The 24,664-nt window shown below is 56.4% G+C and carries 19 protein-coding genes and 2 pseudogenes; 16 read left to right on the plus strand and 5 right to left on the minus strand.

What is annotated here, in order from left to right:
• Positions 1 to 186 precede the first annotated feature (186 nt).
• A complete protein-coding gene (locus QA648_RS33015) occupies positions 187 to 1,692 on the plus strand; it encodes a PAS domain S-box protein (RefSeq protein ID WP_283054751.1) in 1,506 nt (501 codons plus the stop codon).
• Positions 1,661 to 2,299 carry a response regulator FixJ gene (gene fixJ, locus QA648_RS33020; protein WP_283054686.1) on the plus strand — a complete coding sequence of 213 codons (639 nt, stop codon included), beginning with the start codon at positions 1,661 to 1,663 and terminating at the stop codon, positions 2,297 to 2,299. Before QA648_RS33015 ends, fixJ begins: the two co-directional genes overlap by 32 nt.
• A 178-nt stretch (positions 2,300 to 2,477) precedes the next feature.
• Here fixJ and QA648_RS33025 read toward each other — a convergent pair whose 3' ends face one another.
• Positions 2,478 to 3,665 (minus strand): IS701 family transposase, encoded by a 1,188-nt coding sequence (locus tag QA648_RS33025; RefSeq protein ID WP_283052815.1) that lies wholly within the window; start codon positions 3,663 to 3,665, stop codon positions 2,478 to 2,480.
• Between the two features lie 146 nt (positions 3,666 to 3,811).
• Here QA648_RS33025 and QA648_RS33030 point away from each other — a divergent pair.
• Positions 3,812 to 4,575 (plus strand): IS5 family transposase gene (locus QA648_RS33030; RefSeq protein ID WP_283054688.1). Its coding sequence is split into 2 segments (ribosomal slippage): positions 3,812 to 4,154 and positions 4,154 to 4,575, totalling 765 coding nucleotides; the frame shifts between segments, so codons are not numbered across the junction.
• A 532-nt stretch (positions 4,576 to 5,107) separates the two neighbouring features.
• Positions 5,108 to 5,764, plus strand: a complete 657-nt coding sequence (locus QA648_RS33035) for a helix-turn-helix domain-containing protein (RefSeq protein WP_283054752.1) — start codon at positions 5,108 to 5,110, stop codon at positions 5,762 to 5,764.
• A 133-nt stretch (positions 5,765 to 5,897) separates the two neighbouring features.
• Here the strand turns inward: QA648_RS33035 and QA648_RS33040 are convergent, their stop codons facing one another.
• Positions 5,898 to 6,215: a hypothetical protein gene (locus QA648_RS33040; RefSeq protein WP_283054689.1), complete on the minus strand. Its 318-nt coding sequence runs from the start codon at positions 6,213 to 6,215 to the stop codon at positions 5,898 to 5,900.
• 1,026 nt (positions 6,216 to 7,241) lie between these two features.
• On the opposite strand from QA648_RS33040, the gene QA648_RS33045 reads away from it, so the two are divergent.
• On the plus strand, positions 7,242 to 7,709 hold the full coding sequence (locus tag QA648_RS33045; RefSeq protein ID WP_283054690.1) for a helix-turn-helix domain-containing protein: 468 nt from the start codon (positions 7,242 to 7,244) through the stop codon (positions 7,707 to 7,709).
• Positions 7,710 to 7,978: 269 nt separating this feature from the next.
• Here QA648_RS33045 and repC read toward each other — a convergent pair whose 3' ends face one another.
• A complete protein-coding gene (repC, locus tag QA648_RS33050) occupies positions 7,979 to 9,274 on the minus strand; it encodes a plasmid replication protein RepC (RefSeq protein WP_283054691.1) in 1,296 nt (431 codons plus the stop codon).
• Between the two features lie 866 nt (positions 9,275 to 10,140).
• Positions 10,141 to 10,614, minus strand: coding sequence for a protein psiB (locus QA648_RS33055; protein WP_283054692.1), 474 nt, complete (start codon positions 10,612 to 10,614; stop codon positions 10,141 to 10,143).
• An 827-nt stretch (positions 10,615 to 11,441) separates the two neighbouring features.
• Between QA648_RS33055 and QA648_RS33060 the strand changes: the two genes are divergently transcribed.
• Positions 11,442 to 11,987 (plus strand): helix-turn-helix transcriptional regulator, encoded by a 546-nt coding sequence (locus tag QA648_RS33060; protein WP_349254338.1) that lies wholly within the window; start codon positions 11,442 to 11,444, stop codon positions 11,985 to 11,987.
• Between the two features lie 538 nt (positions 11,988 to 12,525).
• Here the strand turns inward: QA648_RS33060 and QA648_RS33065 are convergent.
• On the minus strand, positions 12,526 to 13,452 hold the full coding sequence (locus QA648_RS33065) for a LysR family transcriptional regulator (RefSeq protein WP_283054753.1): 927 nt from the start codon (positions 13,450 to 13,452) through the stop codon (positions 12,526 to 12,528).
• Positions 13,453 to 13,781: 329 nt separating this feature from the next.
• Here QA648_RS33065 and QA648_RS33070 point away from each other — a divergent pair, with 329 nt between their 5' ends.
• The 10 genes and pseudogenes from QA648_RS33070 to cysC all read left to right on the plus strand — a co-directional run bounded on the left by QA648_RS33070 (position 13,782) and on the right by cysC (position 24,544).
• Positions 13,782 to 14,372, plus strand: a complete 591-nt coding sequence (locus QA648_RS33070) for a NodA family N-acyltransferase (RefSeq protein WP_283054754.1) — start codon at positions 13,782 to 13,784, stop codon at positions 14,370 to 14,372.
• Positions 14,369 to 15,028 (plus strand): chitooligosaccharide deacetylase NodB, encoded by a 660-nt coding sequence (gene nodB, locus QA648_RS33075; protein ID WP_283054694.1) that lies wholly within the window; start codon positions 14,369 to 14,371, stop codon positions 15,026 to 15,028. Before QA648_RS33070 ends, nodB begins: the two co-directional genes overlap by 4 nt.
• Before the next feature lie 11 nt (positions 15,029 to 15,039).
• The gene (nodC, locus tag QA648_RS33080) at positions 15,040 to 16,401 is read left to right on the plus strand and encodes a chitooligosaccharide synthase NodC (protein WP_283054695.1); all 1,362 of its coding nucleotides are present in this window, start codon (positions 15,040 to 15,042) and stop codon (positions 16,399 to 16,401) included.
• Positions 16,316 to 17,033, plus strand: a pseudogene (nodS, locus tag QA648_RS33085) (nodulation methyltransferase NodS). The gene nodC and the pseudogene nodS overlap by 86 nt, the downstream one beginning before the upstream one ends.
• Positions 17,034 to 17,069: 36 nt before the next feature.
• Positions 17,070 to 18,796 (plus strand): annotated as a pseudogene (nodU, locus tag QA648_RS33090) (nodulation protein NodU).
• Complete coding sequence (nodI, locus tag QA648_RS33095) at positions 18,784 to 19,698, plus strand: nodulation factor ABC transporter ATP-binding protein NodI (protein ID WP_283054698.1); 915 nt, start codon at positions 18,784 to 18,786, stop codon at positions 19,696 to 19,698. The pseudogene nodU and the gene nodI overlap by 13 nt, the downstream one beginning before the upstream one ends.
• A 3-nt stretch (positions 19,699 to 19,701) precedes the next feature.
• On the plus strand, positions 19,702 to 20,487 hold the full coding sequence (locus QA648_RS33100; RefSeq protein ID WP_283054699.1) for an ABC transporter permease: 786 nt from the start codon (positions 19,702 to 19,704) through the stop codon (positions 20,485 to 20,487).
• A 507-nt stretch (positions 20,488 to 20,994) separates the two neighbouring features.
• On the plus strand, positions 20,995 to 21,741 hold the full coding sequence (locus QA648_RS33110) for a sulfotransferase (RefSeq protein ID WP_283054700.1): 747 nt from the start codon (positions 20,995 to 20,997) through the stop codon (positions 21,739 to 21,741).
• Between the two features lie 5 nt (positions 21,742 to 21,746).
• Complete coding sequence (gene cysD / locus QA648_RS33115; RefSeq protein WP_283054701.1) at positions 21,747 to 22,646, plus strand: sulfate adenylyltransferase subunit CysD; 900 nt, start codon at positions 21,747 to 21,749, stop codon at positions 22,644 to 22,646.
• The gene (cysC, locus tag QA648_RS33120; RefSeq protein ID WP_283054702.1) at positions 22,646 to 24,544 is read left to right on the plus strand and encodes an adenylyl-sulfate kinase; all 1,899 of its coding nucleotides are present in this window, start codon (positions 22,646 to 22,648) and stop codon (positions 24,542 to 24,544) included. The genes cysD and cysC overlap by 1 nt, the downstream gene beginning before the upstream one ends.
• Positions 24,545 to 24,664 lie beyond the last annotated feature (120 nt).

Consider the following 24,664-nt stretch of genomic DNA (forward strand, 5'->3'; position numbering starts at 1 on the left):
ACGCTTTGCATAGCTCTTTGATCGACAACAAAGAGCGCGTCGGATTTCTTTGAATTATTTTCAAAATCGTGGCGCCGACGCAAAAGGAGGCGCAGCATAGTCGATGACGAGAGTGCAGCTTATTTTTGATCTGCCAGTGAGGGGTGCGGCATGATGACAATACCTTATCCCCTGGTAGACCACGAAATGCATTCACGAGGCGCTGGCGGGCTCGCTTGGATGTTCGTCCGGTGGCGGGGCAGACCGATCGTCGCCTATAGTGTCGTTGCCGCTGCTCCATTAGGCGTTCTCGCACTGAGACTGGCCCTGTCGCAGTTCACTAGCGACGATCTTAACCTATTGCCGTTCATCCCTGCTATTCTCATGGTTGCAATCGTCGGCGGAGTAAAGCCGATTGCCCTCGCGGCCGGCATGTCGCTTGGTGCTGATGTCCTTGTTCAGCGGCTGCACGATGGGGCTGATCCGACGGTCTTTGAACTGGTTTCCTTTGGCGTAGCAGTGTTTCTGATTGCTTGTCTCGGAGAGGCGTTGCAGGCGACAAGACACGCCATCATCGAGAGGGAGATTGCCCCCACAGCCTGCACTGCGCATCTGACATCGATATTGGACAAAATGCCAGATGCGACGGTGATCACTACCCGCGATGGCGCAATTGTTTTCTTCAACGCCGCCGTCTTGCGGCAGTTCGGGTATGCCGCACAAGAACTCGTTGGTGCGAACCTGCGACTGCTGATGCCTGACCCTTATCGTGCCGACCACCGCAACCATATGCAATGGCAACTTGGAACCGGCGAAAAGTGCGTTTTCGAAGATCAAGTGGTTGTCGGACGCAGGAAGAACGGATCGACGTTTCCCCTCAAGTTAACCGTGAGCCGGCTGGAATCGGGTGGCGACTTATTTTTCATCGGCTTCCTAAGAGACCTTACGGAGCGGGAAGAAGCCGCTGCTCACCAGCAGCGAATCCAGGCGGAATTGGCAAGATTGGCCCGCCTAAGCGAGATGGGCGAAATGGCATCCGCCCTCGCGCATGAGCTGAACGAACCGCTTTCGGCGATTACAAATTATGCTTGCGGGTGTACGAAGCTCATGAGCGACATAAACAACAGTGTCCCAACGGGCATGAGAAACGCTTTGCAGGAGATTGAAAGTCAGTCCCTTAGAGCGGCAAAAATTATCAAACATCTCAGGGAGTTCGTAACGACAGGTGAAACGGAAAAGGCCCTCGAAAACATTCGCACGCTGGTGGAGGAGGCAGGTGTTCTTGCGCTTGTCGGTTCCCGAGAAAACGGCATCAGGACTGTATTCGAATATGTGCCCGGCGCTGAGATGGTGATGGTCGATCGTGTTCAGGTCGAACAGGTCATCATCAATTTGATGCGAAACGCCATAGAAGCTATGCGCCACGTCGAGCATCGCGAGCTTACGATCCGCACGATGCCCACGCAGGAGGGTGAAGTCGCCGTTATCGTGGAAGACACCGGCGAAGGCATTCCGGAAGAAATTGCCGCGGAGCTCTTCGAGCCATTCGTCACGACAAAACCAACTGGAATGGGTGTAGGCCTTGCGATATCGAAACGTATTGTCGAGGCCCATGGAGGTGAAATGACAGTCTCGAAAAACGCGGCTGGCGGAGCTACTTTCCAGTTCACGCTTCCCGCCTATGCGGAAGGACAAACGTGTGAAAACAACTGACTATACGATCCATATTGTCGATGACGAAGAGCCGGCGCGCAAATCGTTTGCCTTCATGCTGGCCACGAACGGCTATGCCGTCAAGGTGCATCAATCGGGCGCCTTGTTTCTTTCCTTTGCCCCGAGCATCCACAACGGAATTCTTGTTACGGATCTCAGAATGCCTGAGATGTCGGGTATCGATCTCATCCGTCAGCTTAGTGTGAAAAAGATCTCGATTCCGTCAATCGTAATCAGCGGACATGGCGATGTGCCCATGGCAGTTGAGGCGATGAAAGCCGGTGCGGTCGACTTCATAGAGAAACCCTGCGAGGATGGCGTTATCATCGAGGCGATCGAACGAGCGTCGGACCATTTACATGTTTTTGACACTAACGCCGACGAGATCCTCGCCATTCAAGCGCGCGTCCAAACCTTGAGCGAGAGGGAGCGCCAGGTGCTTCTTGCCGTCGTGGCCGGCCTTCCGAACAAGTCGATCGCACATGATCTGAATATTAGCCGCCGCACGGTGGAGGTTCATCGCGCCCGCGTCATGTCGAAAATGAGAGCGAAAAGCCTCCCGCATCTCGTCCGTATGGCTGTTGCGGTAGCGGATGGCCCCTTCTAGTACTACAGTTGTAAATGACCTCGTTTTCTATAGTGGGCGAGCATGGCCTGCGCCTGATGGTTTCGTCGCCAGAGAGACCAGGCGAGAATGAATCCCCGCTTTGCGGGCTTTCGCATGATCAGCCGAGCGATGAGCGTGCGGATTTCGGCGACGGTGGGGATGAGCCTGATCTTGCGCGTCAGGCAGCGATTTTCGGATTTGGACTCGTTTCGTTCGGTTTGCCGCAGGCCGAACGGCGTAGATCGGCGCCGAGCTTGGCGAGGAAGGCCGCGGCCGCCATGACGAGCGTCATGTGGCGATGCCAGCCATGCCAGGAGCGCGCCTCGCAATGGTCAAGGCCGAGATCGTCCTTGGCGCGCTGGAAGCATTCCTCGATCGTCCAGCGCAATCCTGCCGCGCCGGCCAGTTCCGCAAGCGTAGCCTCGGCGGGTGCAAAAACCAGATAGTAGCTGAGGGCGCGCGGATCCGTTCGGCTTTTGCGGATGAGGACATAGCGGGCATAGCCTTCCTCGACGACATAAGGCAGCGCAATCCGGGCCCAGTCGTAGAGACGCAATCCTTTGGCGCCTTCGCCGGCAGGACAAGCAGTCCAGGCCGCAACGGGCAGTTCCTCGGCCATCTCTTTCGGGTCCGTCTGCAGCAGCCCCTGATCGGTCAGCATTCGCAAGGTATGGTTGGAGCGCACCGCAAGCACATAAGGCTGTCGGCGCTCCTCGAGCATGCGGCGCGTCTGGTAATCGCCGCCATAGGCCGCATCGGCCAGAACCCAGGCGCACGGCACGCCGCGATCAAGCGCCTGTGCCAGCATGGCGCGCGCCATTGCTGGCTTGGTCAAGAATTCCGTCTCCTGTGGAATCCCGGCCGCCTTGCGCCGCGCCTGGTCTTTCGCCCACGCCTCCGGCAGATAGAGCCGTCGGTCGATCAGCGTCTGGCCAAAGCGGCTGGCATAGGCGACAAACACGCCGATCTGGCAGCTCTCGATCCGGCCGGCGGTGCCCGAATATTGCCGCGCCACCCCGACCGAATGGGTGCCTTTCTTCAAAAAACCGGTTTCGTCCACCACCAGCACGCCCGATCGATCGCCGAGCGCCTCCATGGCGTAATCGCAAACGATGTCACGCAACCGGTCCGCATCCCATTGCGAGCGCCCCAGCAGGGCCTGGATTCGCCACGGGCGCCCAAGGCCGGCCTGCTCGGAAAGAAGCCAGCCCGTCTTGCGCTCAATCCCCGATAAAAGCCCGTCGATAAATGCCCCGCAGCCCTCCCGCGCCTCAGAACGTCGGAACACCACGCCAAGACGCGCCTTCAGCACCGACAGTTCCCCTTCCCAGGAAATCCCCGAACCCGACCATTCCGAAACAGACATGCCGCAGCCCCTTCAAAAAACTCCTTGAAGAGAATCATGATTTGCTCCCATTTACAACTGTAGTACTAGGGTGTGGTGACAAATTAACGGTTTGGATTCCATCTGAGGCTCAAATCAGATTCAACGCTAGCTTTTGGAGGTTAGCGATGGATGGCGAGACACTTCGAGACGATCAGTGGGAGCGGCTGAAACCGTTTGTACCGGGTGGCCGTAAGGGCCGGCGTGGTCCTCGTAGCGACGGTCGCCGATTCTTCGATGCGGTGTTGTGGCTTGCCCGCTCTGGTGCACGCTGGCGCGATCTACCCGAAGATCGTTTCGGTCCTTATCAGACTGTCAAGCGGCGCTACTATCGCTGGATCGAACAGGGCGTATTCGACCAGATCTTTGATACTGTGGCTGCCGATCCGGACATGGAATGGCTGTCCATCGACGCCACAGTCATCCGGGCGCAGGCACAGGCCGCTGGTGGACGTCGAAAAAGGGGGGGGCGCAAACCCAGGCTCTCGGCCGTTCCCGAGGCGGATTTGGGAGCAAAATCCATGCTGTAGTCGATGCGCTGGGATTGCCGGTTCGCTTCCGACTCGGTCCCGGACAACAAAACGACATGGCACCCGCCTGCGACCTCATTCGAGGGCTGCCAGCCAAGCAGGTGCTTGCGGATCGTGCCTACGACGCCGACAGCCTGCATGACATCATCCTCGACCATGGCGGCGAACCGGTCATTCCACCTCGCCGTCACCGCAAGCATCAGCATGATTACGATCGCCTCGCCTACAAGCAACGATGGGGTATCGAGAGCTTCTTTTCCAAGCTCAAACAATGGCGGCGCATCGCAACACGCTACGACAAGCTCGCCGCCCACTTCCTCGGCTTCATCAAGCTTGCAAGCATCATGCTATGGATCAAATAGTTAAATCGTCACCACAGCCTAGTTTCGTGGCATTGATCTCGCCGTATTCGGCGTCCTGCCGGAATCGTCCGAACGGAAAAGGTCGCGTCATGGCATCCGGTTTTCCCAGAAACTCTGTATTTGGTCGTCATCGCCGAGTTCCTTAGCCTTCGCGGGTTGAAGGATTATGCGCCTAAGTTCCGCAATGTCTTGGGCTGAAACCAAAAAACGCTCTCTACCAGCGAGGGGCGGAACCACAAAATCGGTAACTTCGGTAGCGTTTCCGCGGACTTCGCAGGGAGCGGCCTCCTGCGCGTCGAATGGAAGTCTTTACCGAATAACTGGCCGCATGGTCCTTCTGACCCGGCGATACGATTCTTATGAGGACGACGAGCTTCTGCCTCTTGTGATGAATACCCGTCGAAAGGGATCGGAATAAAGCGCCGGCGAACCGTACGAGATGCCGTTTAAGTGTTTACCCTTAGTGATGAAACCGAATTTACTCGCTCCCATAAGAACCGGCAATCTTTCCCTGGAACATGGGGAATACGAGATGCATCCCAAATTAATGCCTGCAGCACAGACTTCGATCACGCCGGCGAAAATTGTGGGGCCGCAAATTCCGGGAGCGCACCTCGTCGTGACATATGAGCGCGGCCAAGAGATATACGCCCAGGGCGGGAACGTCGAAAAGTGCTATCAGGTTTCTGCCGGAGCTGTTCGAATATGTCGTATCCTTCCCAACGGGGGGAGGCAGGTCGTTTCCTTCCATGTCGCGGGGGAAATGTTCGGCTTGGAAGCCGGCGCTCAGCATCGCTATTTTGCCGAAGCGCTCGCCCTGACAAGAATAGTCGCGTTTGAACAGGGCCCTGCCCAGCAGCATTTGCCGGAACTCCTTGCGTTTGCTCTTGAAGCTATGGAACGCGCTCAGGAACACCTTCTGCTTATCGGACGGCAGTCTGCGATTGAACGGGTCGCCGTATTTTTGCTGGATCTCTGCGAGCGCCTGGGAGGCACACGACAGTTTAGATTGGCTATGTCGCGGCAGGACATTGCAGATTATCTCGCCTTGACCATCGAGACGGTATCGCGTGCGATGAGCGAGTTGAAGGAACAAAGCATAATCAGCCTGCGACATGCGCGAATGGTCGACATTAGGAAGCCTGAGGCACTTCGTTCGCTCTCGGGCCATGTTGCCCGACTATCTTAGCTCGGCGCGACCTGTGCAATGCAGGACGTTGCAGCCTTCGGGCTGAAAAATCGCCATTTGCGCTCGCGCATCTCATTTCTGGGACATGGTGTGGCGGGCCTACGTCAGCTTGTTTCCGGTCCTTGCCTGGAACTTATGGCGCGACCGTAGGACGACGGCCACCTTCCGTGCTGTCAGCAGGAGTTTTGCGGATATCAATGCCGATCCTGTCGGTAACGATGTCGAACATTCGGGCATTGGCCTGAACGGCACGACCGTCCCGCATCATTATCAGGAAATCCTCCGCCACCGTGCCCGGAGCGAAGAGCCAGGTGCTGCCGCCGGCTGGAATGGAGATCAGATCGTAGCGGCTGTCGTCCACGGGCGAGATCCAAGCCCAGAATGTCTTCTCCGTATAGCCTGACGGCGCCAACACGACGGCGCCGATAGTAGCCGCGAAAAGAAAAGGCATTAGTCCCTCGGCCGGATTGATCCGGCGGCTGAGATTATTGGCCGCCACCTGGGTCGTCCCTGATGCGGGACAGCGCCGCCGGCAAGCGTCAACCCATGACGAAGCCGGAACATGCTCCGCAAGATCGATCGCCCCCTATTTTCGAAGGCCATGCGGTGTGCGAAGCAGGGTTAGCGCGATGTCGTCACACACGATGCCGCAGTCGTCAACGGCAGCCTCAGCGGACTTCGCCGCAAGTCCGCTGAGCGTCTCGGCATCGTCAACGCAGTGGCGCGGGGATGCCGGTCCGGCGCTCGATTGAGCCGGGTCCTAGGCCGAGCCCCGATTCAATCCCCGCATTTTCCGGCACGGCATGGCCGACACCAACCAGAGAAGACGAGCGCCTCGCTCATAGCCGCCCAGCCCCCAGAAAGCCCGCGGCAAGCCTTTCGCTTTGACGCTCTGCGAGCTTTACGATGCGCCCGCCGACCGGTTTCGTCCTTTGAAGATACGCGCTGTCCGTCCGCTTCGCGCGAGCAAGCCGGCCATCAGAAATCGCTTGGTTTCACGCAACAACCGGAGAGGGATAACCGATAAGGCTCTCTGGGCAAAACCATCACCAGGGTACCATCCTGCTTTTCCTGCTAACCAAATGGGATATAAGCGGACACGAAGATGCGTCGACCGTTGGCTCGGCCGTTCACATCGGAACCAATGCCGATTGCCGCTGGTTCCATTGAGGAGCTTCAGGGGTGTATTCGCGAATTTTGGCTGCATTTCAAGGCGATCGTGATGGCTTGGAGATTGTCGCAGCGAGCAATCGTTTGGCGCTGAATTGATCCCGACCGCCGATCTCGCAGCCGTGATTTGACTTCAGCGTGCATCGGATTACTGAAGCAAATTGGCTAAACTCTTTAAAGTTGTTATAACCGGATTATGTCCTTCGGAATGGACAGAAGACGACCGCAAAGTGGCAAAGGCAAGCAGTTCAGGTCCGTTCAAGGTGATCCACTTTGACCAGCGATTGTTGAAAAATAGGGACAGGCGGTGACGCAAGATCTAGAAAGTTACAAAAGTTCGAGAGGCCTCGTGGATACCACCGATCCGGAAGTCGACAAGCCGATCTACCGCAAGCCCGGTTTTGACGGGAACGTTGCGACATTAGGGAATATGGAAGAACTGATCAGTGCATTTTTAAAAAAAACGCGCGAGGCCGAAGGCCTCTCTCGCGCGGATCTTGCGCCAATGCTCGGCCTGTCGACACCCGTTTACGGACGTTACGAGCGGGCGTTTTCGAAAATGACGGTCACCCGAATGATCCATCTCTGTGAGATTCTCGGCTTCATGCCCATAGACATGCTCTATGAAGCGGCACCCCATCTTTGGGGGCGCACGCCTGAGGAAGCCGAGGATCGTCTCACTCTGGATCGAATTATCAGAACCCTTCCGAGCGACGCAACGCGCGATCTCGTTCGGCTGTTGAAGCGTATTATGCCCCAAGATAACGGGAGCTGATGAGACATTAATCGCGGGTATGCTCGACTTGTTTAACGGGCACTCCGCCAACGGCCAGCGTCGGTCTTCACCGACGATCTCGCCGCAGATGTGGTTTCCATGATCATCTTTCTGAGGGAACCAGGCGACGTAACCATAGAAGCGTGGATCCTTCACTTACTCGTTTTCCGGTTGGACGCCGCATGCGCCGATATCGTCGATCGCTTTGATCGTGGCGCATGAAGAGTGTCGACTAGAACGCTGCACCTCTTAAAAGCGTGACCCACCAGTTAAGTTTGCCCGGCGGTTCGAGTGCTTTCCTCAAGGTCGCGGCGAGCCACCAGACCGAAGACCGAGCGGGTAAGATGCAATCTGCCCGCGGCTGCGCGCTCGGCCATTGCGCGCAGATATCCCCCAGGCGAACTGACCTCCCGCCGATTTGCTTTTTCAAGAGTAACTGCCACTGCCACGGCTGCTTGCTGTTCGCCCATTGTCTCGACGGCGCCGCGACGGGCATCCTCTGAGATCCCAGCGAAGCGGCACAACATTGGAGTCAGCCGAACAAGCTCCTGGAAGTTTTTGGGGGTGCATCCAAGCTCCCCGAGCGCCGGTGCCGCCCGCAAGATATCCTTAAGCGCAAGTAGAGCCTGCCGCTGAGGCTCCTGCTCACTGATTGAGCCTCGCCGCCGCGTCGCGGTTTGTTCGAAAGCCGATCTGCCGGCGGCGCCGGCTTTTGGAAAACTGAGTTGTCCGCCATGTGCCGAACCCTCTTGAACATTACTACGTACTGATTGATAGGGAAGTGTAGTCTGTTTCTGCATGTCGTTTTCGACACGTAAGCATGTCGTTTTAACTGCCCCGAGCTGGTCTTTAGGTCGCGGGTCAAGCTGCATCAGTTGGTCCATAGACCATTCAAGAAGGAAAGTCGCACGACGCAGCATCCGGTTGGACGCTTTGGCCGCAATTCCGATATAATTACTGATGCGCTCGACGCGGTCGGCGACGCGTTGGCGCACCGTCGCACTTACATCAGCGGCAACAGCGAGGGCATAACGGATATTGCGCAACGCGCCGCGATATCGTCGCAACGCGGCTTCGGTCGCCTTCTTCTCCGCTCGGATATCTTTTACGAGGCGATTAAGCTCGCCATATCGCAGGACCAGTATTCGAAGGTCGACCCCGCATCCGTCTGTTATGTCGCCGTCACTGTTTCTGATAGGATATCGCTTATAGTTTCCACTGTCCTGCATCGTGATCAAACCCAGATCGAAAAGCCTGGAGAGCATTCGACTGACCCGACCGACTGAACGCCCGACCTCAAACGCCAATTGTCGGTTCGATTTGAACACTATTGGCCGCCCCGACTTTTCGAAAGCATCGGCGGGGGCGGTGTTGATCAATATCAGCAACAGATGGCTTTCCGTTCCATTTATCAGGCCTGTGCAGGTCAGGTTTTGAGCAAGCACCGCCAATTGGGCACGTGTCACCATTCCGATTTTTGCCGATTTTGCCAAGCGGCGGAATTCGGCCCTTTGAGGCGTGATCTTACGGCCGACCGGCCGCTGGCAGGTGGTTATATCTTCCATGTCCTCGTCTCCGTTCGGGACCAGGCAAAGCTCCGCCGTCCACCAAATTGGTGTTTTTTGTTGACAAGGAAGGAAGGGTCTGCGAGAAAGGTTTTGGCTAATTTATTCTCTTACAGACCCGCTTCCGGATTTCTTCGGGAGCGGTTTTCTTTTTCTGGCCGGTTTTGTCTCTCCATTTGAAACCCGACCCACGCGTCGGGATGTTTGCGGTCAATACGAGAAAAGCATATCTCAACAAATCAATTTGGCGCAAGATATGTACGAATTTGAGCTGCTACTTGAGGTCGCAGCCGAACAATTTCTAAATTAAGTCTTTGATATCGCTAGGTATAAGAAAATCTGAACGCAATTTCGATGCGGTTCTGACCGATCCTATTTGGTTCGCCTTATGGACAGGAGCTCGAAAATTTGCCGGATGCTCGGACATCGAGCCGATGACGCTTGACCGAAAACGCAATACTCCTCCGGTACTTGCCGTTGGGGATCAGAGTGCGAAATGTGGATAGTTGGACGAATAGCGATGGCCCGCTTTCCCGGCTGGTCATTATCGACCCGGGGGCTATCAGAAGAGGCGGGAGGATTGTGCCGTCCGCTGTCGACCTAAACTCCATCCCTCGTTGGGGTTTGAGATCTAATCTCCTGGAGCGATGATTACCTGAGGTGCGTGGGATCGCCATCTCAGACCTGCGAACGGTGTGCGCGTTTTCCGGAGCTCCCTGAGATCTCCCAGCATGTTGAGCTGCAGCGCCACCGCAGCAAATCCATCAAAGGATTGCCGCTTTCCAAATGAGTGAGTCAGCTGAAACTGAGTGCTTAAGCCTTTGCCGCCACGCCCGCGGGAACGTTCGTGAGCGTGGCGGTCGGATTTATTGTATCAAGCCGCGATTTTCGCAAGTTGCGCTCTCTTCGAGCATAGGAGAGCGACGATCAATGCGGACTTGCAAGCTTGCCAGTGCCCCGGCAAGTATAAGGCCCTTTGGCGTCATATCGTCAGCCGTGACAAAGACTGGATCGAGCACCGGCCGGCAACATTGAAAACGTGCGGCCGCATCCGCAATCGTGATCAATGGGGAACGATAAGGTTGTCCGCCGTCGCCTCCCACAAGGACAATTTTCCCCGCCAGAGGCTTTGGGTAGCCATCAAAGATTGTAAAGGCGGTTAGCCCATCACGCAACGCTTCTTCGTCTAAGAACAGCGAGTGCATATCGTCAAAGCGGATCATCTCGATCAGCCTGCTACCAATCAAGTCGTAGATCGGAGCGATGCTGCTTCCGTCCTGGAGCTCAACCGCCCGAAACAGGGCGGTGTCTGATTCTAACACGTACACGATATTTTTCATTTGTTTTAGCCTTCTATTTGAAGCGATCTCGTGCCCACGGAGATGAGCGAGAAGGGAGGGTCAATAACACCAACCCTAGATAGCGGCGACGCGGCGCAATATGCTGATTTCAAAAGGCGCTGTAAATGCCGCCTGCGCCAATTTGGCACGCGTTTCGCAATCTGGACAGCTTTCCAGGGTAGCGAGATTCGAAAGAATTGCGGTGAAATCAGATGGATAAGGCTGGTATTTCACAGGATCGCTGGCGCGAGGAAGCCTGAAGGCGCGCCAAATATATTTTGCGTTTTTTGAGCAAAAAGCTAAAAAGCAGTATGTTAGTCGGCGCATGCTTGAATTGAATATGCAATTTTCAGTAGTCGTACTGGGTGGGTAGTGCTGTGTGAACTGGATCGCTCGTGCCGACTTGTGACCGGGGCGTCGGCGATGCCCTTCTGAGGCTGATGCCCACATCGCTTTCCCGTATGTCGACTATCAGACCCAAGCGGCAGAGAGCCGTTTTAGCCACGCAACAGATTCTAGAAAATGGCATTTGGTGCGTTTCTCACGAAATTGGATCCGTCGGAAACGCCATGCCAGTGCGGTCCCGCTCGGATTATGATGATAACCCAATTTGGCGCGGTCTTTGCACGTTCTGGCACCAAGAGAGGCTGGTGCCGCTTTCTTTATGTATTGAGAAATAAGGATAATATCAAGAATCTACGCACGTGGCACGAATTCGCTTGATAGAAAGATGCGCCAAAAAAGATCAAAAATGCAGCGTTACAGGTTTTAACCTCAACATTTTTCCGTATAAAAGAGGTCTTGTGCGTTAACCTTCAGTCTCAGCAATGGCAGGTCCATCTTTGAAGCAGTGGATTAAAGAACTCGGTTTACAGCAGGTCGTTGACCCACGTATAGACAAACCAGTCTATCGGAAGCCCTTTGACGGGCGAATTGCGCTTAGCGCGGAACTGGAAGAACAGATCTGCACCAGTCTTCGCGGCGCCCGCGACAGACGAAAACTGCCTCGCTCGAAACTGGCGCCCTTGCTTGGTCTCAGCGAACAGGTTTACGGTCGCTACGAAAATAAAGTCTCCCGTCTGACGGTGTGCCGGCTGATTCATCTCTGTGAGGTTCTGGACGCCACTCCGGAGGAAATTATCGCGCCAGCAGCACCCCATCTGTGGGGTGGGACCGAAGCCAAAGCGGTTCTGCTATTGGCATCAATCGAAAAATTGCGGGCCTTCGACGAAGAGACGTTGCGGGATGTGTTCAGCTTGTTAGGTCGCATAGGCGAGACCTGCGGCGAAAATGATGGCCAGGCGGCGGACGACCCTGAATGCCGCAATGCTGTCGAAATCGCAATCGGAAACCAAATTAACGGCAGCAAATGACGGAAAGGCGTCGCGCCGATTGGAGTAGATCCATCATGACGGTTCTTCTGGGCTTTGCGATGTTGCGCAGGAAACGGAAGGCGCCATGCGGTGAAACCGGCCGATTCAGGTGCGTTCCTACTCTCGCAGCCTTCAAAAAAACACGCGGCAGGGGAACCGCCATACTTACGCGCGTTTTCAGCCGCGTCAGCATTGATTAAAGAACGGTATTCCAGCTTCTTCGGCTGCAGCCAAGGATGCCCACCGCGCTTCGTCGGCAGAGATTTTGCCATCATGCACCATCCAAAGCGCATATCAGCGCTAGCCAGAAATGTTTATCTGCTGGCGATTGCAGACTCGCACCGATTGCCGAAACCGGCGTTCTATCGACAGCACTAAAGACATTCCTGCCAATCTGCGTGCACCGTCCTCTGAACGACATGCCACATTCTTAGAAAGTCAGGTGCCTCGATGACCTCTCTTCCTTATAAACTCTAAGTCGATCTTGCGAGTACTCCGCATGAGATGGGCTGCAGCAACATTGTTGGCATATCCGCACTCAATGCTCTTCGGACGGTAAGGTAAGGCGCGATGCTTCCTGCAATAAGATCCCGCGCATCCACAGGCTTGCCGGATCACTATTTTGAAGCGCAGGCCATTGAACGGCCTCTGTGAATGGGGGAAGTGGCAGTGGAAGGTCCATGATCCGAAGGGGCAAAATTTTGGCGAAATGTTGCGCCAGTCGCAACGGCACGGTCGCTATGCGATTGGTATTGGACAGAACGGGCAGGATCATGCTGAAGCCCTGCACGACGACCTCGATACGTCTCTTGAAACCGTGTTCGAGCAAATACCACTCGTCAATGGCGGGCCTTCGTGAATTCCCGAATTTGGCCGCGACATGCCCCATGGACATGTATCTATCGAATGTAAGCGGCTGTGATAGCTCTTGGTTGGTGCGACAGCCCACGCAAACGAGTGTCTCATCAAACAGTTTCGCTCGAGGATGCCCAGTTGGCATGAACACTTCCGGGAGAATGACAAAATCGACTTCGCCACGGCGCAGAAGCTCGTCATAGTCATCGGCGAGGGGCAGAAATTCGAAGCTCACGCCTGGGGCTTCCCGCGCAGCACGCTTCACGACCTTTTCCATAAACACGAGTGTGAGGAAATCGGAAAGGCTGACTTTGAAACGGCGATCCGATTGAAAAGGGTCAAACGGCTCCCAGGAAATGATGGAGAGCTGGATATACAGCAAAGCCTCTCGGACGGCCGAAACGAGCCCTTCCGCACGCGGCGTCAGGACAAGTTCGCGACCATTCATCGTAAACAGTTCATCCTCGAAATAGACACGCAATCGGGCAACAGCGGCACTCATCGCCGGCTGGCTGAGGTGGATGCTGCGTGCCGCGGCCGTAAGATTACGCTCCGTCATCAATGCGTCGAGCGCAACAAGAAGATTTAAGTCCAGTCCTTTAAAACGCATTTTTCCGTCATCCAAGATGTGGATGGTTGCCATCCAAACAATCAATTTTACCGATTCGGCGTGATGGTGCATGAGAAAAATGTCGATAACCTGACAAGTATGTCGATTAGCAGACGAGTACATCGGCGCAAGCTTACGAACGACTGAGGAAGGTCGGAAGTATTGGGAGAGTTGATCATCTCAGACGCGAGCGGAAGAGAAAGGCTCTACTATCACGATTGTTTGCCGCTGCGGTCGTCAATGGCGCGTATGACGTGCGGAAGACGAGCCATTGCTGCAATCACACGATGTTTCCCTCAGAACTACAGCAAGAAAAAGGAGGTCTTTGCATGCGCTCAAAGGTGCGGTGGAGACTGTGCTGGGAAAACGAGTTGGAACTCGCCGAGCATGTCAAGCTCGCCGACTTCTTTCGGATGACCTATGGGCCAACCGGGCCCTTTAACGCAAAACCATTCGAGGGCAGTCGAAGCTGGGCGGGAGCAAGGCCCGAACTTCGCCTGATCGGCTATGATGCTAATGGTGTCGCGGCTCATCTAGGCTTGCTGCGCCGATTTATTAAGATTGGCGCAATCGATCAGTTGGTGGGTGAGCTCGGACTATATGGCGTCCGTCCGGATCTTGAGGGATTAGGGATCGGGCATTCAATTCACGCCATGCTTCCGACACTGCGCGAACTCGCCGTTCCCTTTGCGTTCGGCACCGTTCGGCCCGCATTGCAAAAGCATATCGAAAGGTTCGGCCGTCACGGTCCGGTAACGATCTTATCGGGGATTCGTGTGTGCTCCACTCTACCGGAGGCGCGCCTCGACAAGCCGCCCACACGCATTGACGACGCGCTTGTCATCGTGCTGCCGATTGGAGGATCCATCTCCGATTGGCCAGCAGGCACTGTGATCGATCGGAACGGACCGGAGCTATGACGCACCTCGATTGCTTATACGAAATGCACGATACGTGCGCTGACGCTACCGACCAGCCGAGCATCTATCTGACGTTTGACGACGGACCTCATCCCTTCTGCACGCCGGAAGTCCTCGACGTGCTCGCGGAACATCAGGCGCCCGCAACCTTCTTCGTTATCGGAACTTACGCGGCCGAGCGGCCGAAACTCATCCAGCGAATGATCGCCGAAGGCCACAAGGTCGCCAATCACACGATGACCCATCCCGACTTGTCCAATTGCAGCGCCGGCGAAATAGAACATGAGATATCCGAGGCGAGCAGGGCTATCAGGACCGCATGTCCGCAGGCGTCGGTGCAATACATGCGCGCTCCCTATGGGAGCTGGACCCAAGACGTTCTTTCCGTGTCGGCGAGCGCAGGGCTGGCGGCCGTCCACTGGTCGGTGGACCCCCTAGACTGGTCCCGTCCTGGCGTCGAGGCGATTGTCGATGCAGTGCTCGCCTCTATCCGTCCCGGGGCAATCGTTCTCTTGCACGATGGATGTCCTCCAAGCGAGGCGGAGCCGAGCACAGACAGCAGTCTGCGCCATCATACCATCATGGCACTCTCTCGCATCATTCCAGTCGTGCGCGACCGCGGATTTGTAATCCGCTCGCTTCCTCAACATCACTGAAAGCGATATCCATGAATCTGCTCGACACAACCAGCACTGCCGCTATCTCGCTTTATGCGCTGCTCTCGACGGCTTATAAAAGCATGCAGGTCGTTTATGCTCGGCCGACCAATGAACCATCGACATCAGCAGAGCCGATCGGCTCGGCGCATTGGCCGAGCGTCGATGTCATTATACCCTCCTTCAACGAGGATCCGGGCACTCTTTGGGATTGCCTGGAGTCCATCGCGCAGCAAGAATACGCCGGGGATCTGAATGTCTATGTAGTTGATGACGGTTCCAGCAATCGCGACGCCATCACGCCCGTTCACACGGCATTTGCACGCGATCCAAGATTCACATTCATTCTGCTCAAGGAGAATGTTGGAAAGCGCAAGGCGCAGATAGCGGCGATACGCCGTTCCTCTGGAGATTTGGTCCTCAACGTCGACTCCGACACCATTCTCGCCTCAGACGTCGTCATGAAACTTGCACTCAAGATGCAAGATCCGGCGATTGGCGCGGCTATGGGCCAGCTGGCTGCGAGCAACCGCCACGAGACCTGGTTGACCCGTTTGATCGATATGGAATACTGGCTGGCCTGTAATGAGGAGCGGGCGGCACAGGCTCGTTTCGGTGCAGTCATGTGCTGCTGTGGTCCATGCGCCATGTACCGCCGGACTGCGCTCACGATGCTACTTGACCAGTACGAAACGCAAATGTTCCGGGGAAAACGAAGCGACTTCGGCGAGGATCGTCATCTTACGATCCTCATGCTGAAAGCCGGATTTCGAACCGAATATGTTCCAACCGCCATCGCGGCAACTGTTGTTCCAAACAAGCTGCGCCCTTATCTGCGTCAGCAACTTCGCTGGGCACGCAGCACTTTCCGCGACACGTTGCTTGCAATGAACCTTCTGCCTGGTCTTGACCGTTTTCTCACTTTGGACGTCATTGGTCAGAACCTCGGACCGCTCTTGCTCGCCCTGTCGGTGCTAACCGGACTTACGCAGTTCGCACTCACCGGCACCGTGCCCTGGTGGACATGCCTGATGATCGCATCGATGACCATGATCCGCTGCAGCGTCGCAGCGGTCCGTGCCCGCCAATTTCGATTTATCGGATTCTCGCTGCATACCTTCCTCAACATCTTTTTCCTGCTGCCCTTGAAGGCCTACGCGCTCTGTACGTTGAGCAATAGCGATTGGTTGTCGCGCGGCTCTGCTGCCAAAGCACCAGACAAGGGTGGAAAGCTGGATGCCATCCAAGACCCGATTGCTGGATCAAGCCCACGAGAATTACAGGAAAATGAAGCTCCGCTTCGCCGGCACAATCTTGCGAGAGATGCGACCAGATCGATGGCATATGACGGCATTTGCACCGACCAGCGATGATCGCTTTATCAAGGTAGACGGGCTTGAAAATGCACGACAATTATCAACTTTTAAATCGCGAACTGGCTGCAGACGATCCGTGGCGCCTCGACGGTAATCCGTTCGAACGCAAGCGTCACGCGCAAATGCTCCTGCTGTCGCTTGCCGAAGGTCCCATCGCAAACGCACTCGAAGTCGGGTGTGCGGCCGGCGCCTTCACGGAAAAACTGGCGCCCCATTGCCGGCGCCTCACAGTTGTCGACGTCGTGCCAGAAGCAATTGATCGAACGCGCCGACGGATGAACATGCCGGCACACATCAGCTGGGTTGTCTCAGACGTTAAACAGTTTTCCTCTGAAGAGCTTTTCGATCTGATCGTGGTTGCAGAAGTTCTTTATTACCTCGGAGACATTGCCGAGATGCGAATGGCAGTTGGCAACCTGCTTCGCATGCTTGCGCCGGGCGGGCATCTGGTTTTCGGCTCGGCACGCGATGCGAATTGCCGGCGCTGGGGTCATGCTGCCGGCGCTGAGACGGTCATCGCCATGCTGAAAGACATGTTGGTCGAGGTAGAGCGTCTGGAGCTACAGGGGGATTCAGACAACGAAGACTGCTTGCTCGTCCGCTTCCGCAATCCGGTTTCCTCTTCCTGATCAATCGAAGTTTCGACCCTTAGACATGGAGACACTATGCGCATCTGTGGTATAAAGCTCACCCATGACGGGGCGATCGCCCTTATCGAGGACGGACGGCTAGTCTTCTGCATTGAGCAGGAGAAGCAGGACAACAATCGCCGATATCAAACCATCGACAATCTCGACGCAATTGTCACCGCTTTGGCGGAACACGGTCTTAATCCACGCGATGTCGATCAGTTCGTCATCGACGGATGGGACGGTGAGATCGAGTCGCGTTTCCAGGTCCTCAGTGGCGCAGCTCCCATCACTCTCACGGGGGCGCCGTACGTTGAACGCCACGCCGACGGTCTTCTCGATTCGATCGACGGTACAGGCCTCATTCTCAACGACCGGGTTTTTTCTTATAAGAGCTATCCGCATGTGACCGGCCACGTGGCCTCCGCATACTGCACCAGTCCGTTCGCCAAGGCTCGCGAACCCGCGTTCTGCCTGGTGTGGGATGGCTGCATCTTCCCGCGTCTCTATCATGTCGATGACCAAGGAGCCCGGTTCCTGGAATCCTTATTCCCGATGATAGGGCAAGCATACGCGGCCGCGGGCCATTACTTCGGGCCATATAAGCAGCCAAGCCGCGCGGGCTGGGACCTCGGTGTCGCCGGCAAGCTGATGGCCTATATCGCGCTTGGTTCGATTGATGAAGACATCGTCGCGGTGTTCAAAGAGCTCTATGAGGAGCACTTTTCAGGCGATTCCGAGCGAGCCTGCCGCTACCGCGCAAACATCAACGACGCTGAATCTTCCCTTGTGGCCGTGCATGATTTCTTCGATGCCAGCGTGGTCCGATTGGAGGATAAGGCGCCCGAAAATGTGCTTGCATCATTCCATGCTTTCCTCGAGCTTCTCTTGGTCGGTGAAATGGCGCTTGCCATGAAGCGCCACTCTTTGCCCGGGCCGCGAAATTTATGCATAGCCGGCGGCTGTGGTCTCAACATCAAATGGAACAGTGCCCTACGTGCGACAGGCCTGTTCGATGCCGTCTGGGTTCCGCCATTTCCGAACGACAGTGGTTCTGCAATCGGTGCCGCCTGCAGCGCCATGGCGGTGCATGAAGGCTTCGTGCCGCTGGAGTGGTCGGTCTACAGCGGCCCGGCTTTGAAAAATGGCGATGCGCCGCAAGGATGGGAGGCTGCCCCGTGCAGCATATCAGAACTCGCCACGATCCTCGCCAGCAATAAGCCCGTTGTCTTTCTTGCTGGGCGCGCCGAGCTCGGACCGAGGGCGCTCGGAGGCAGAAGCATTCTCGCAGCCGCGACGTTGCCGCAAATGAAAGACTATCTCAACGAAGTCAAATTTCGCGAACACTTCCGGCCGGTGGCGCCAATATGCCTGGAGGACCGGGCGCCGGATATATTCAGTCCCGGAACGCCCGATCCTTACATGCTGTTCGACCACCAGACGCGCCCGGAGTGGAAGGACAAAATTCCCGCTGTCGTCCATCTCGACGGATCTGCACGTTTGCAAACCATTTCCAGGAGCTCTGAACACGGAGTTACCGAACTCCTCATCGAGTATGAAAAACTCACAGGCATCCCGCTGCTTTGCAATACGAGTGCAAACCTCCATGGACGTGGCTTCTTCCCGGATGCTGCCGCAGCCTGCGAATGGGGACGCATCGAACATGTATGGTGCAACGGCGTGCTCTTCACCAAGGAGCGGGTATCTGAATTGGCGCCGGTTGGCGTCGCAGCCAACATGAGATGAGCACATGTCCGCGGTAGCAATCGAACTTGCCGGCGTCACAAAGTCGTACGGCGGAAGGACCGTTGTCGACGAGCTGTCGTTTTCCGTTGCAGCGGGAGAGTGCTTCGGCCTGCTGGGGCCGAACGGCGCGGGAAAAAGCACAATTGCGCGCATGGTGCTCGGCATGACCCTTCCTGACTCCGGCAAGATCAGCGTGCTCGGGGTGCCGGTGCCGGCGCGCGCGCGCTTGGCACGCAGGCGCATCGGCGTCGTCCCTCAGTTCGACAACCTCGACGCCGAGTTCACTGTGCGCGAAAATCTTCTGGTGTTCGGACGCTATTTCGGCATGGGCACACGCGAGGTCGAAAAGGTCATTCCGTCACTGCTCGAGTTCGCGCGTCTTGAGAGCAAGGCGCATGCACGCGTTTCCGAGCTGTCCGGCGGCATGAAGCGGCGCCTGACACTGGCACGTGCGCTGATCAACGACCCGCAGCTGCTCGTCATGGACGAGCCAACGACGGGCCTTGATCCGCATGCGCGCCACCTGATCTGGGAGCGCCTGCGCGCGCTTTTGGCGCGCGGCAAGACGATCATCTTGACCACCCACTTCATGGAAGAGGCTGAACGTTTGTGCGACCGCCTATGCGTCATCGAGAAAGGGCGCATCATCGCCGAGGGCCGTCCGCACGCGCTTGTCGACGAGCAGATCGGCTGCCAGGTGATCGAAATATACGGCGGCAATCCGCATGAACTGCATTCAGCGATCCGGCCTTATGCGCAACGGTTCGAGGTGAGCGGCGAGACGCTCTTTTGTTATGCGTCCGATCCGGAGCCGGTGTTGGCGCAGCTGCGCGGGCGAACGGGCCTGCGTCTTTTGCAGCGTCCGCCGAATCTGGAGGACGTTTTTTTGCGGCTGACCGGGCGCGAGATGGAGAAATGAACGATGGGTGAAGGTTACGCGACAACGCTGCCGGCTAACGCCTGGAACTGGATTGCTGTGTGGCGCCGCAACTTTCTGGCATGGAAGAAGGTCGCGCTTGCGTCAATACTCGGCAATCTCGCCGATCCGATGATCTATCTGTTCGGTCTCGGCTTCGGCTTGGGAATAATGGTCGGTCGCGTGGACGGGGCTCCCTATATCGCGTTTCTGACTGGCGGCATGGTTGCGGCAAGTTCCATGACCTCCGCGACGTTCGAAACGATTTATGCGGCTTTCGCTCGGATGCAATCTCACCGCTGGGAAGCAATCCTATACACACAAATGACGCTCGGCGATGTCGTCCTCGGCGAATTGGCATGGGCCGCCACCAAGGCGTTTCTGGCCGGGACGGGAATTTTGATCGTCGCCACCATGCTCGGCTATGCGACGTGGACTTCGATCCCCTGCGTGCTGCCGGTTATCGCGCTGACCGGGTTTGCATTCGCGAGCGTGGCGATGGTCGTCGTGGCACTTGCACCCAGTTACGACTATTTCATTTTCTACCAGACGCTCGTCCTCACACCCATGTTGTTCCTGTGCGGCGCGGTCTTTCCGGTCGCACAACTGCCAGGCGGATTTCAGGAAATGGCGCACTTCCTGCCGCTCGCACATGCGATCGACCTCATTCGTCCAGCAATGCTCGGCCGGCCGGCCGAAAGCGTCGGCCTGCATATCGGTACGCTTTGCCTCTACGCGGCATTGCCGTTCTTCCTTTCAGCAACGCTCTTGCGGCGCCGTCTGATGCCCTGAAAGCCATGACCGCTTACGAAAAGGAGCTTTGAAATGCAGTATCGCGAACTCGGCCGCAGCGGCCTGAAGATAAGCGCGCTCGGCTTGGGTACGATGAGTTGGGGAGAGCAGAACACGGAAGCCGAGGCGCACGCGCAACTCGAAACAGCTCTCGATGCAGGCGTAAACTTTGTCGACACGGCGGAGATGTACCCTGTACCACCCCGCGTCGGGACATACGGGTCTGTCGGTGCGCTATATCGGCAGTTGGCTGCGCAAAACCGGCCGCAGGCAGGATGTGGTGCTCTCGACCAAAGCGGTTGGTCCCGTCCGACCAGGCAAAGCAAACTTGCCCTATGTCCGCGACGGGCGTGTCAGCTATACGCGCACAAATCTTTTCGAAGCAGTCGATGCCAGCCTTCAAAGGCTGCGGACGGATCATAAAGACGCAGCGGCAGCGCGACCGAGGAGGTCTTGTTAGGGCGCCTTCCACACCTTTGTGATCAATATCAGTTGGGAACATCCGCAATGATCCATTCCGTACCGACGCAGCCATTTGTCATCCTTGCGATGCCGCGAACTGGGACGCACTATCTCGAAGCGTTGCTGAACGACCATCCAAATGTTTTAAGCAACGGTGAGTTGCTCAACAGCTATGATGAAAATTGGCCCGATAAGGATCGCCTGCGGCACAGCGATCGCGAGCTTCTCGAGCTCGCCTATCTGCGCTATCCGCCAGCCAAGAAGAAGGTGACGCACGTCGGCTGTAAGATCAACGAGCCTCAATTTTATGACCGCCCGGGCTTTTTCGACGAGCTGGCTCGCTGGCAAGGCCTGAAGGTCATTCTGCTTACTCGCAATACATTGGAATCCCTGCGATCTCTGGTGCAGGCAAGGCAAACGGGTCAGTGGCTGAAATTCAGCGCTGACAGTAATGAGCCCCCAAGTGTCTCGCTGTCAGTGAACGAATGCGAAACCTATTTCAAAGCTGCCGACGATTTCCATGCACGGGTCAAGAGCGCGTTCGATCCGAGCAAACTGCTGACGATCGAATACCAGGATCTTCTTCTTAAACCGAGCGCATGCCTGGCAGCCGTTTTGGCGTTCCTCGGAGCTCCCGCGCATCAGTATTCCAATCGCGCCACCATTCAACGGCAGGAAACACGGTCGCTCGCCCAGTCGCTACAGAATTTTGAAGACCTACGGCGGCACTTTGCAGGCGGGCCTTACGCGAAGTTCTTCGAGCTTGACGACACATCGGCTCCGCAAGGATAAATGAGATGTCTTTCGACAATCTGCGATACCTCGAATCCGAAGCCATCCATATCATTCGGGAAGTCGCTGCGACCTTTTCAAATCCGGTTGTGCTCTATTCCATCGGAAAGGACTCCTCCGTTTTATTGCATCTCGCAATGAAGGCATTCTTTCCGGGAAAACCACCCTTTCCCTTTCTTCATGTGGACACCCTCTGGAAGTTTCGGGAGATGATCGCCTTCCGCGACCGCATGATGCGGGAACTGGACCTGAAATTGATTGTCCACGTCAATCAGGATGGCATCGATCAGGGCATCAGCCCCTTTCGAGACGGCTCCAACGTGCACACGCACATGATGAAGACCCTGGCGCTACGCCAAGCGTTAGACAAATACGGTTTCGATGCTGCGCTCGCAGGCGCGCGCCGCGACGAGGAGAAATCGCGAGCCAAAGAGCGGATATTTTCCATTCGCAACGCCCAGCATGCTTGGGATCCGAAACGCCAGCGTCCGGAGATGTGGAGAACCTACAACACGCGTGTCAGCGCAGGCGAAACGATGCGCGTCTTTCCGCTTTCCAACTGGACCGAGCTCGACATCTGGCAATACATCCAAAAGGAAAACATTCCCGTCGTGCCACTCTATTTCGCGGCGCCGCGGCCCGTCGTGCGCCGCGGTGCGACGATGATCATGGTCGATGACGAGCGCATGCCACTTGAGCCCGACGAAACGGTCACGCAACGCACGGTCCGTTTCCGCACGCTCGGCTGCTATCCTTTGACGGGAGCGAGCGAATCCAGTGCGGCGACGGTGCCGGAAATCCTACGCGAGATCGTGGAGGCACGCACCTCCGAGAGACAGAGCCGGCTGATCGATCTCGACGAGGCCGGCGCAATGGAGAAGAAGAAGCGCGAGGGGTACTTCTGATGTCATATCCTTTTTCGATATCGGCGCATGACATGGAACAGCATCTAGTCCAAGAGGACAAAACACCGGTTCTTCGATTCATCACCTGCGGCTCGGTCGACGACGGCAAATCGACCTTGATCGGTCGATTGCTCTGCGATGCCGATTTGGTCTTCGAAGATCAATTGGCGGACCTTCGCCGCGTCGGCATCGGTGGCGGCAATGGCGAGGAAATCGATTTTTCTCTGCTGCTCGACGGCCTTGAGGCGGAGCGCGAGCAGGGCATCACCATTGATGTCGCCTATCGCTATTTTTCCACGTCGAAGCGCAAGTTCATCGTTGCCGATACGCCAGGCCACCACGAATATACGCGCAATATGGCGACGGGCGCATCGACGGCCGATCTTGCCGTCATCCTCGTCGACAGCCGCCAAGGCATACTCCAGCAAACACGCAGACATTCCTATCTCGTCTCGCTTCTCGGCATTCGCCATGTCGTGCTGGCGGTGAACAAGATCGATCTCGTCGATTTCAGAGAGCCGATATTTGATGCCATCGTGGCCGAATACGCAAGCTTCTCGGCGAAGCTGGGTTTTGCCAGCATAATGGCTATTCCGATGTCCGCCCGCTTCGGAGACAATGTTGTTTCGAAATCCGGGCAATTACCCTGGTATCAAGGTCCGGCGCTTCTTGAATATCTGGAAGCGGTTGAACTCGACCCACCTGACAAGCAAAGCCCCTTTCGTTTTCCGGTTCAGCTCGTCATGCGGCCAAATTCGGATTTTCGCGGCTATGCGGGCCGGATCGCATCCGGAAAAATTGCCGTCGGCGATCCGGTGATTGTTGCAAAATCAGGGCTGCGCTCGTCGGTCAGGGCGATGATTGCCCCTGGTGGCAACCAGATATCTGCCGCAGAAGGGGAACCGGTAACCTTGGTTCTAGCCGACGACGTAGATGTCTCCAGGGGCGACATGTTGGTTGACCCCGCCTTAAGGCCTTTTGTCGCCGACCAATTCCAGGCGCATCTTATTTGGTTCGATGCCAATCCGATGCTCCCGGGACGAAGCTATCTCTTGCGGACGGAGACGGACAGTGTCAGCGCCACGGTGACTGCGCTCAAGCACCAACTGAATGTCGACAACTTCGTTCGCGAACCGGCCAAACTGCTTCCGATGAACGAGGTCGGCGTCTGCAACATCATGACGCAAAGACCGATCGTGTTTGACGCCTACGAGGGAAATAGGTCAACCGGCAATTTCATCATCGTCGATAGGGTAAGCAGCGCGACCGTCGGTGCCGGCATGATTGATTTCCCGCTTCGTCGTGCCGAAAACGTTCATTGGCAAGCGCTTGACATCGGCAAGGCCGCGCGGTCCGCGCTCAAGAACCAAAGGCCCGCTGTCCTTTGGCTCACCGGTCTGTCGGGTTCGGGCAAGTCGACGATCGCCAATGCGCTCGAAGCGCTTCTGCATACTTACGGCAAGCATACCTATCTCTTGGACGGAGATAACGTACGCCACGGGCTTAATCGTGACCTTGGCTTTACCGCGGCCGATCGGGTCGAGAACATACGCCGCGTCGCCGAGGTCGCCAGATTGATGGCCGACGCAGGACTGATCGTGATTTGTTCGTTCATCTCGCCCTTTCGGGACGAGCGGCGTATGGCGCGCGAGCTTATGGATGAAGGCGAGTTCATCGAAATCTTTGTCGATACGCCCTTGGAGGAATGCGCGCGCCGCGATCCGAAAGGGCTCTATCAGAAGGCCTTCGCCGGCAACATCGCGAACTTCACCGGCGTCTCGTCTCCATATGAGGCGCCGGACAATCCCGAACTTCAGCTCAAAACCGTCGGCCAGGAGCCGGTAACGTTAGCGCTTCAGATAGAAGAGTTCCTTCGAAGCCGAATGGAGGAGAAATAGCGCCTGGCCTAACGCTCGCTTTTGGCATGTGGCGTCAGCGGTCCGAGCAGCGGTTTGGTGTGACCCGCGACTCAAGCTTTAGTTCGGTAAACTTGCGAAATTGTCGGTCCTCGTTCGGCA

It is taken from the genome of Rhizobium sp. CB3171 (assembly GCF_029714265.1).
In the GTDB taxonomy this organism is placed as follows: domain Bacteria; phylum Pseudomonadota; class Alphaproteobacteria; order Rhizobiales; family Rhizobiaceae; genus Rhizobium.

Bases quoted from the DNA above. Each gene is read 5' to 3' on its own strand.
- QA648_RS33015 (WP_283054751.1), top strand. From the start codon at position 187: ATGCATTCACGAGGCGCTGGCGGGCTCGCTTGGATGTTCGTCCGGTGG.
- fixJ (WP_283054686.1), top strand. From the start codon at position 1,661: ATGCGGAAGGACAAACGTGTGAAAACAACTGACTATACGATCCATATT.
- QA648_RS33025 (WP_283052815.1), bottom strand. From the start codon at position 3,665: ATGTCTGTTTCGGAATGGTCGGGTTCGGGGATTTCCTGGGAAGGGGAA.
- QA648_RS33035 (WP_283054752.1), top strand. From the start codon at position 5,108: ATGCATCCCAAATTAATGCCTGCAGCACAGACTTCGATCACGCCGGCG.
- QA648_RS33040 (WP_283054689.1), bottom strand. From the start codon at position 6,215: ATGCCTTTTCTTTTCGCGGCTACTATCGGCGCCGTCGTGTTGGCGCCG.
- repC (WP_283054691.1), bottom strand. From the start codon at position 9,274: ATGGAAGATATAACCACCTGCCAGCGGCCGGTCGGCCGTAAGATCACG.
- QA648_RS33055 (WP_283054692.1), bottom strand. From the start codon at position 10,614: ATGAAAAATATCGTGTACGTGTTAGAATCAGACACCGCCCTGTTTCGG.
- QA648_RS33060 (WP_349254338.1), top strand. From the start codon at position 11,442: ATGGCAGGTCCATCTTTGAAGCAGTGGATTAAAGAACTCGGTTTACAG.
- QA648_RS33065 (WP_283054753.1), bottom strand. From the start codon at position 13,452: ATGCGTTTTAAAGGACTGGACTTAAATCTTCTTGTTGCGCTCGACGCA.
- QA648_RS33070 (WP_283054754.1), top strand. From the start codon at position 13,782: ATGCGCTCAAAGGTGCGGTGGAGACTGTGCTGGGAAAACGAGTTGGAA.
- nodB (WP_283054694.1), top strand. From the start codon at position 14,369: ATGACGCACCTCGATTGCTTATACGAAATGCACGATACGTGCGCTGAC.
- nodC (WP_283054695.1), top strand. From the start codon at position 15,040: ATGAATCTGCTCGACACAACCAGCACTGCCGCTATCTCGCTTTATGCG.
- nodI (WP_283054698.1), top strand. From the start codon at position 18,784: ATGTCCGCGGTAGCAATCGAACTTGCCGGCGTCACAAAGTCGTACGGC.
- QA648_RS33100 (WP_283054699.1), top strand. From the start codon at position 19,702: ATGGGTGAAGGTTACGCGACAACGCTGCCGGCTAACGCCTGGAACTGG.
- QA648_RS33110 (WP_283054700.1), top strand. From the start codon at position 20,995: ATGATCCATTCCGTACCGACGCAGCCATTTGTCATCCTTGCGATGCCG.
- cysD (WP_283054701.1), top strand. From the start codon at position 21,747: ATGTCTTTCGACAATCTGCGATACCTCGAATCCGAAGCCATCCATATC.
- cysC (WP_283054702.1), top strand. From the start codon at position 22,646: ATGTCATATCCTTTTTCGATATCGGCGCATGACATGGAACAGCATCTA.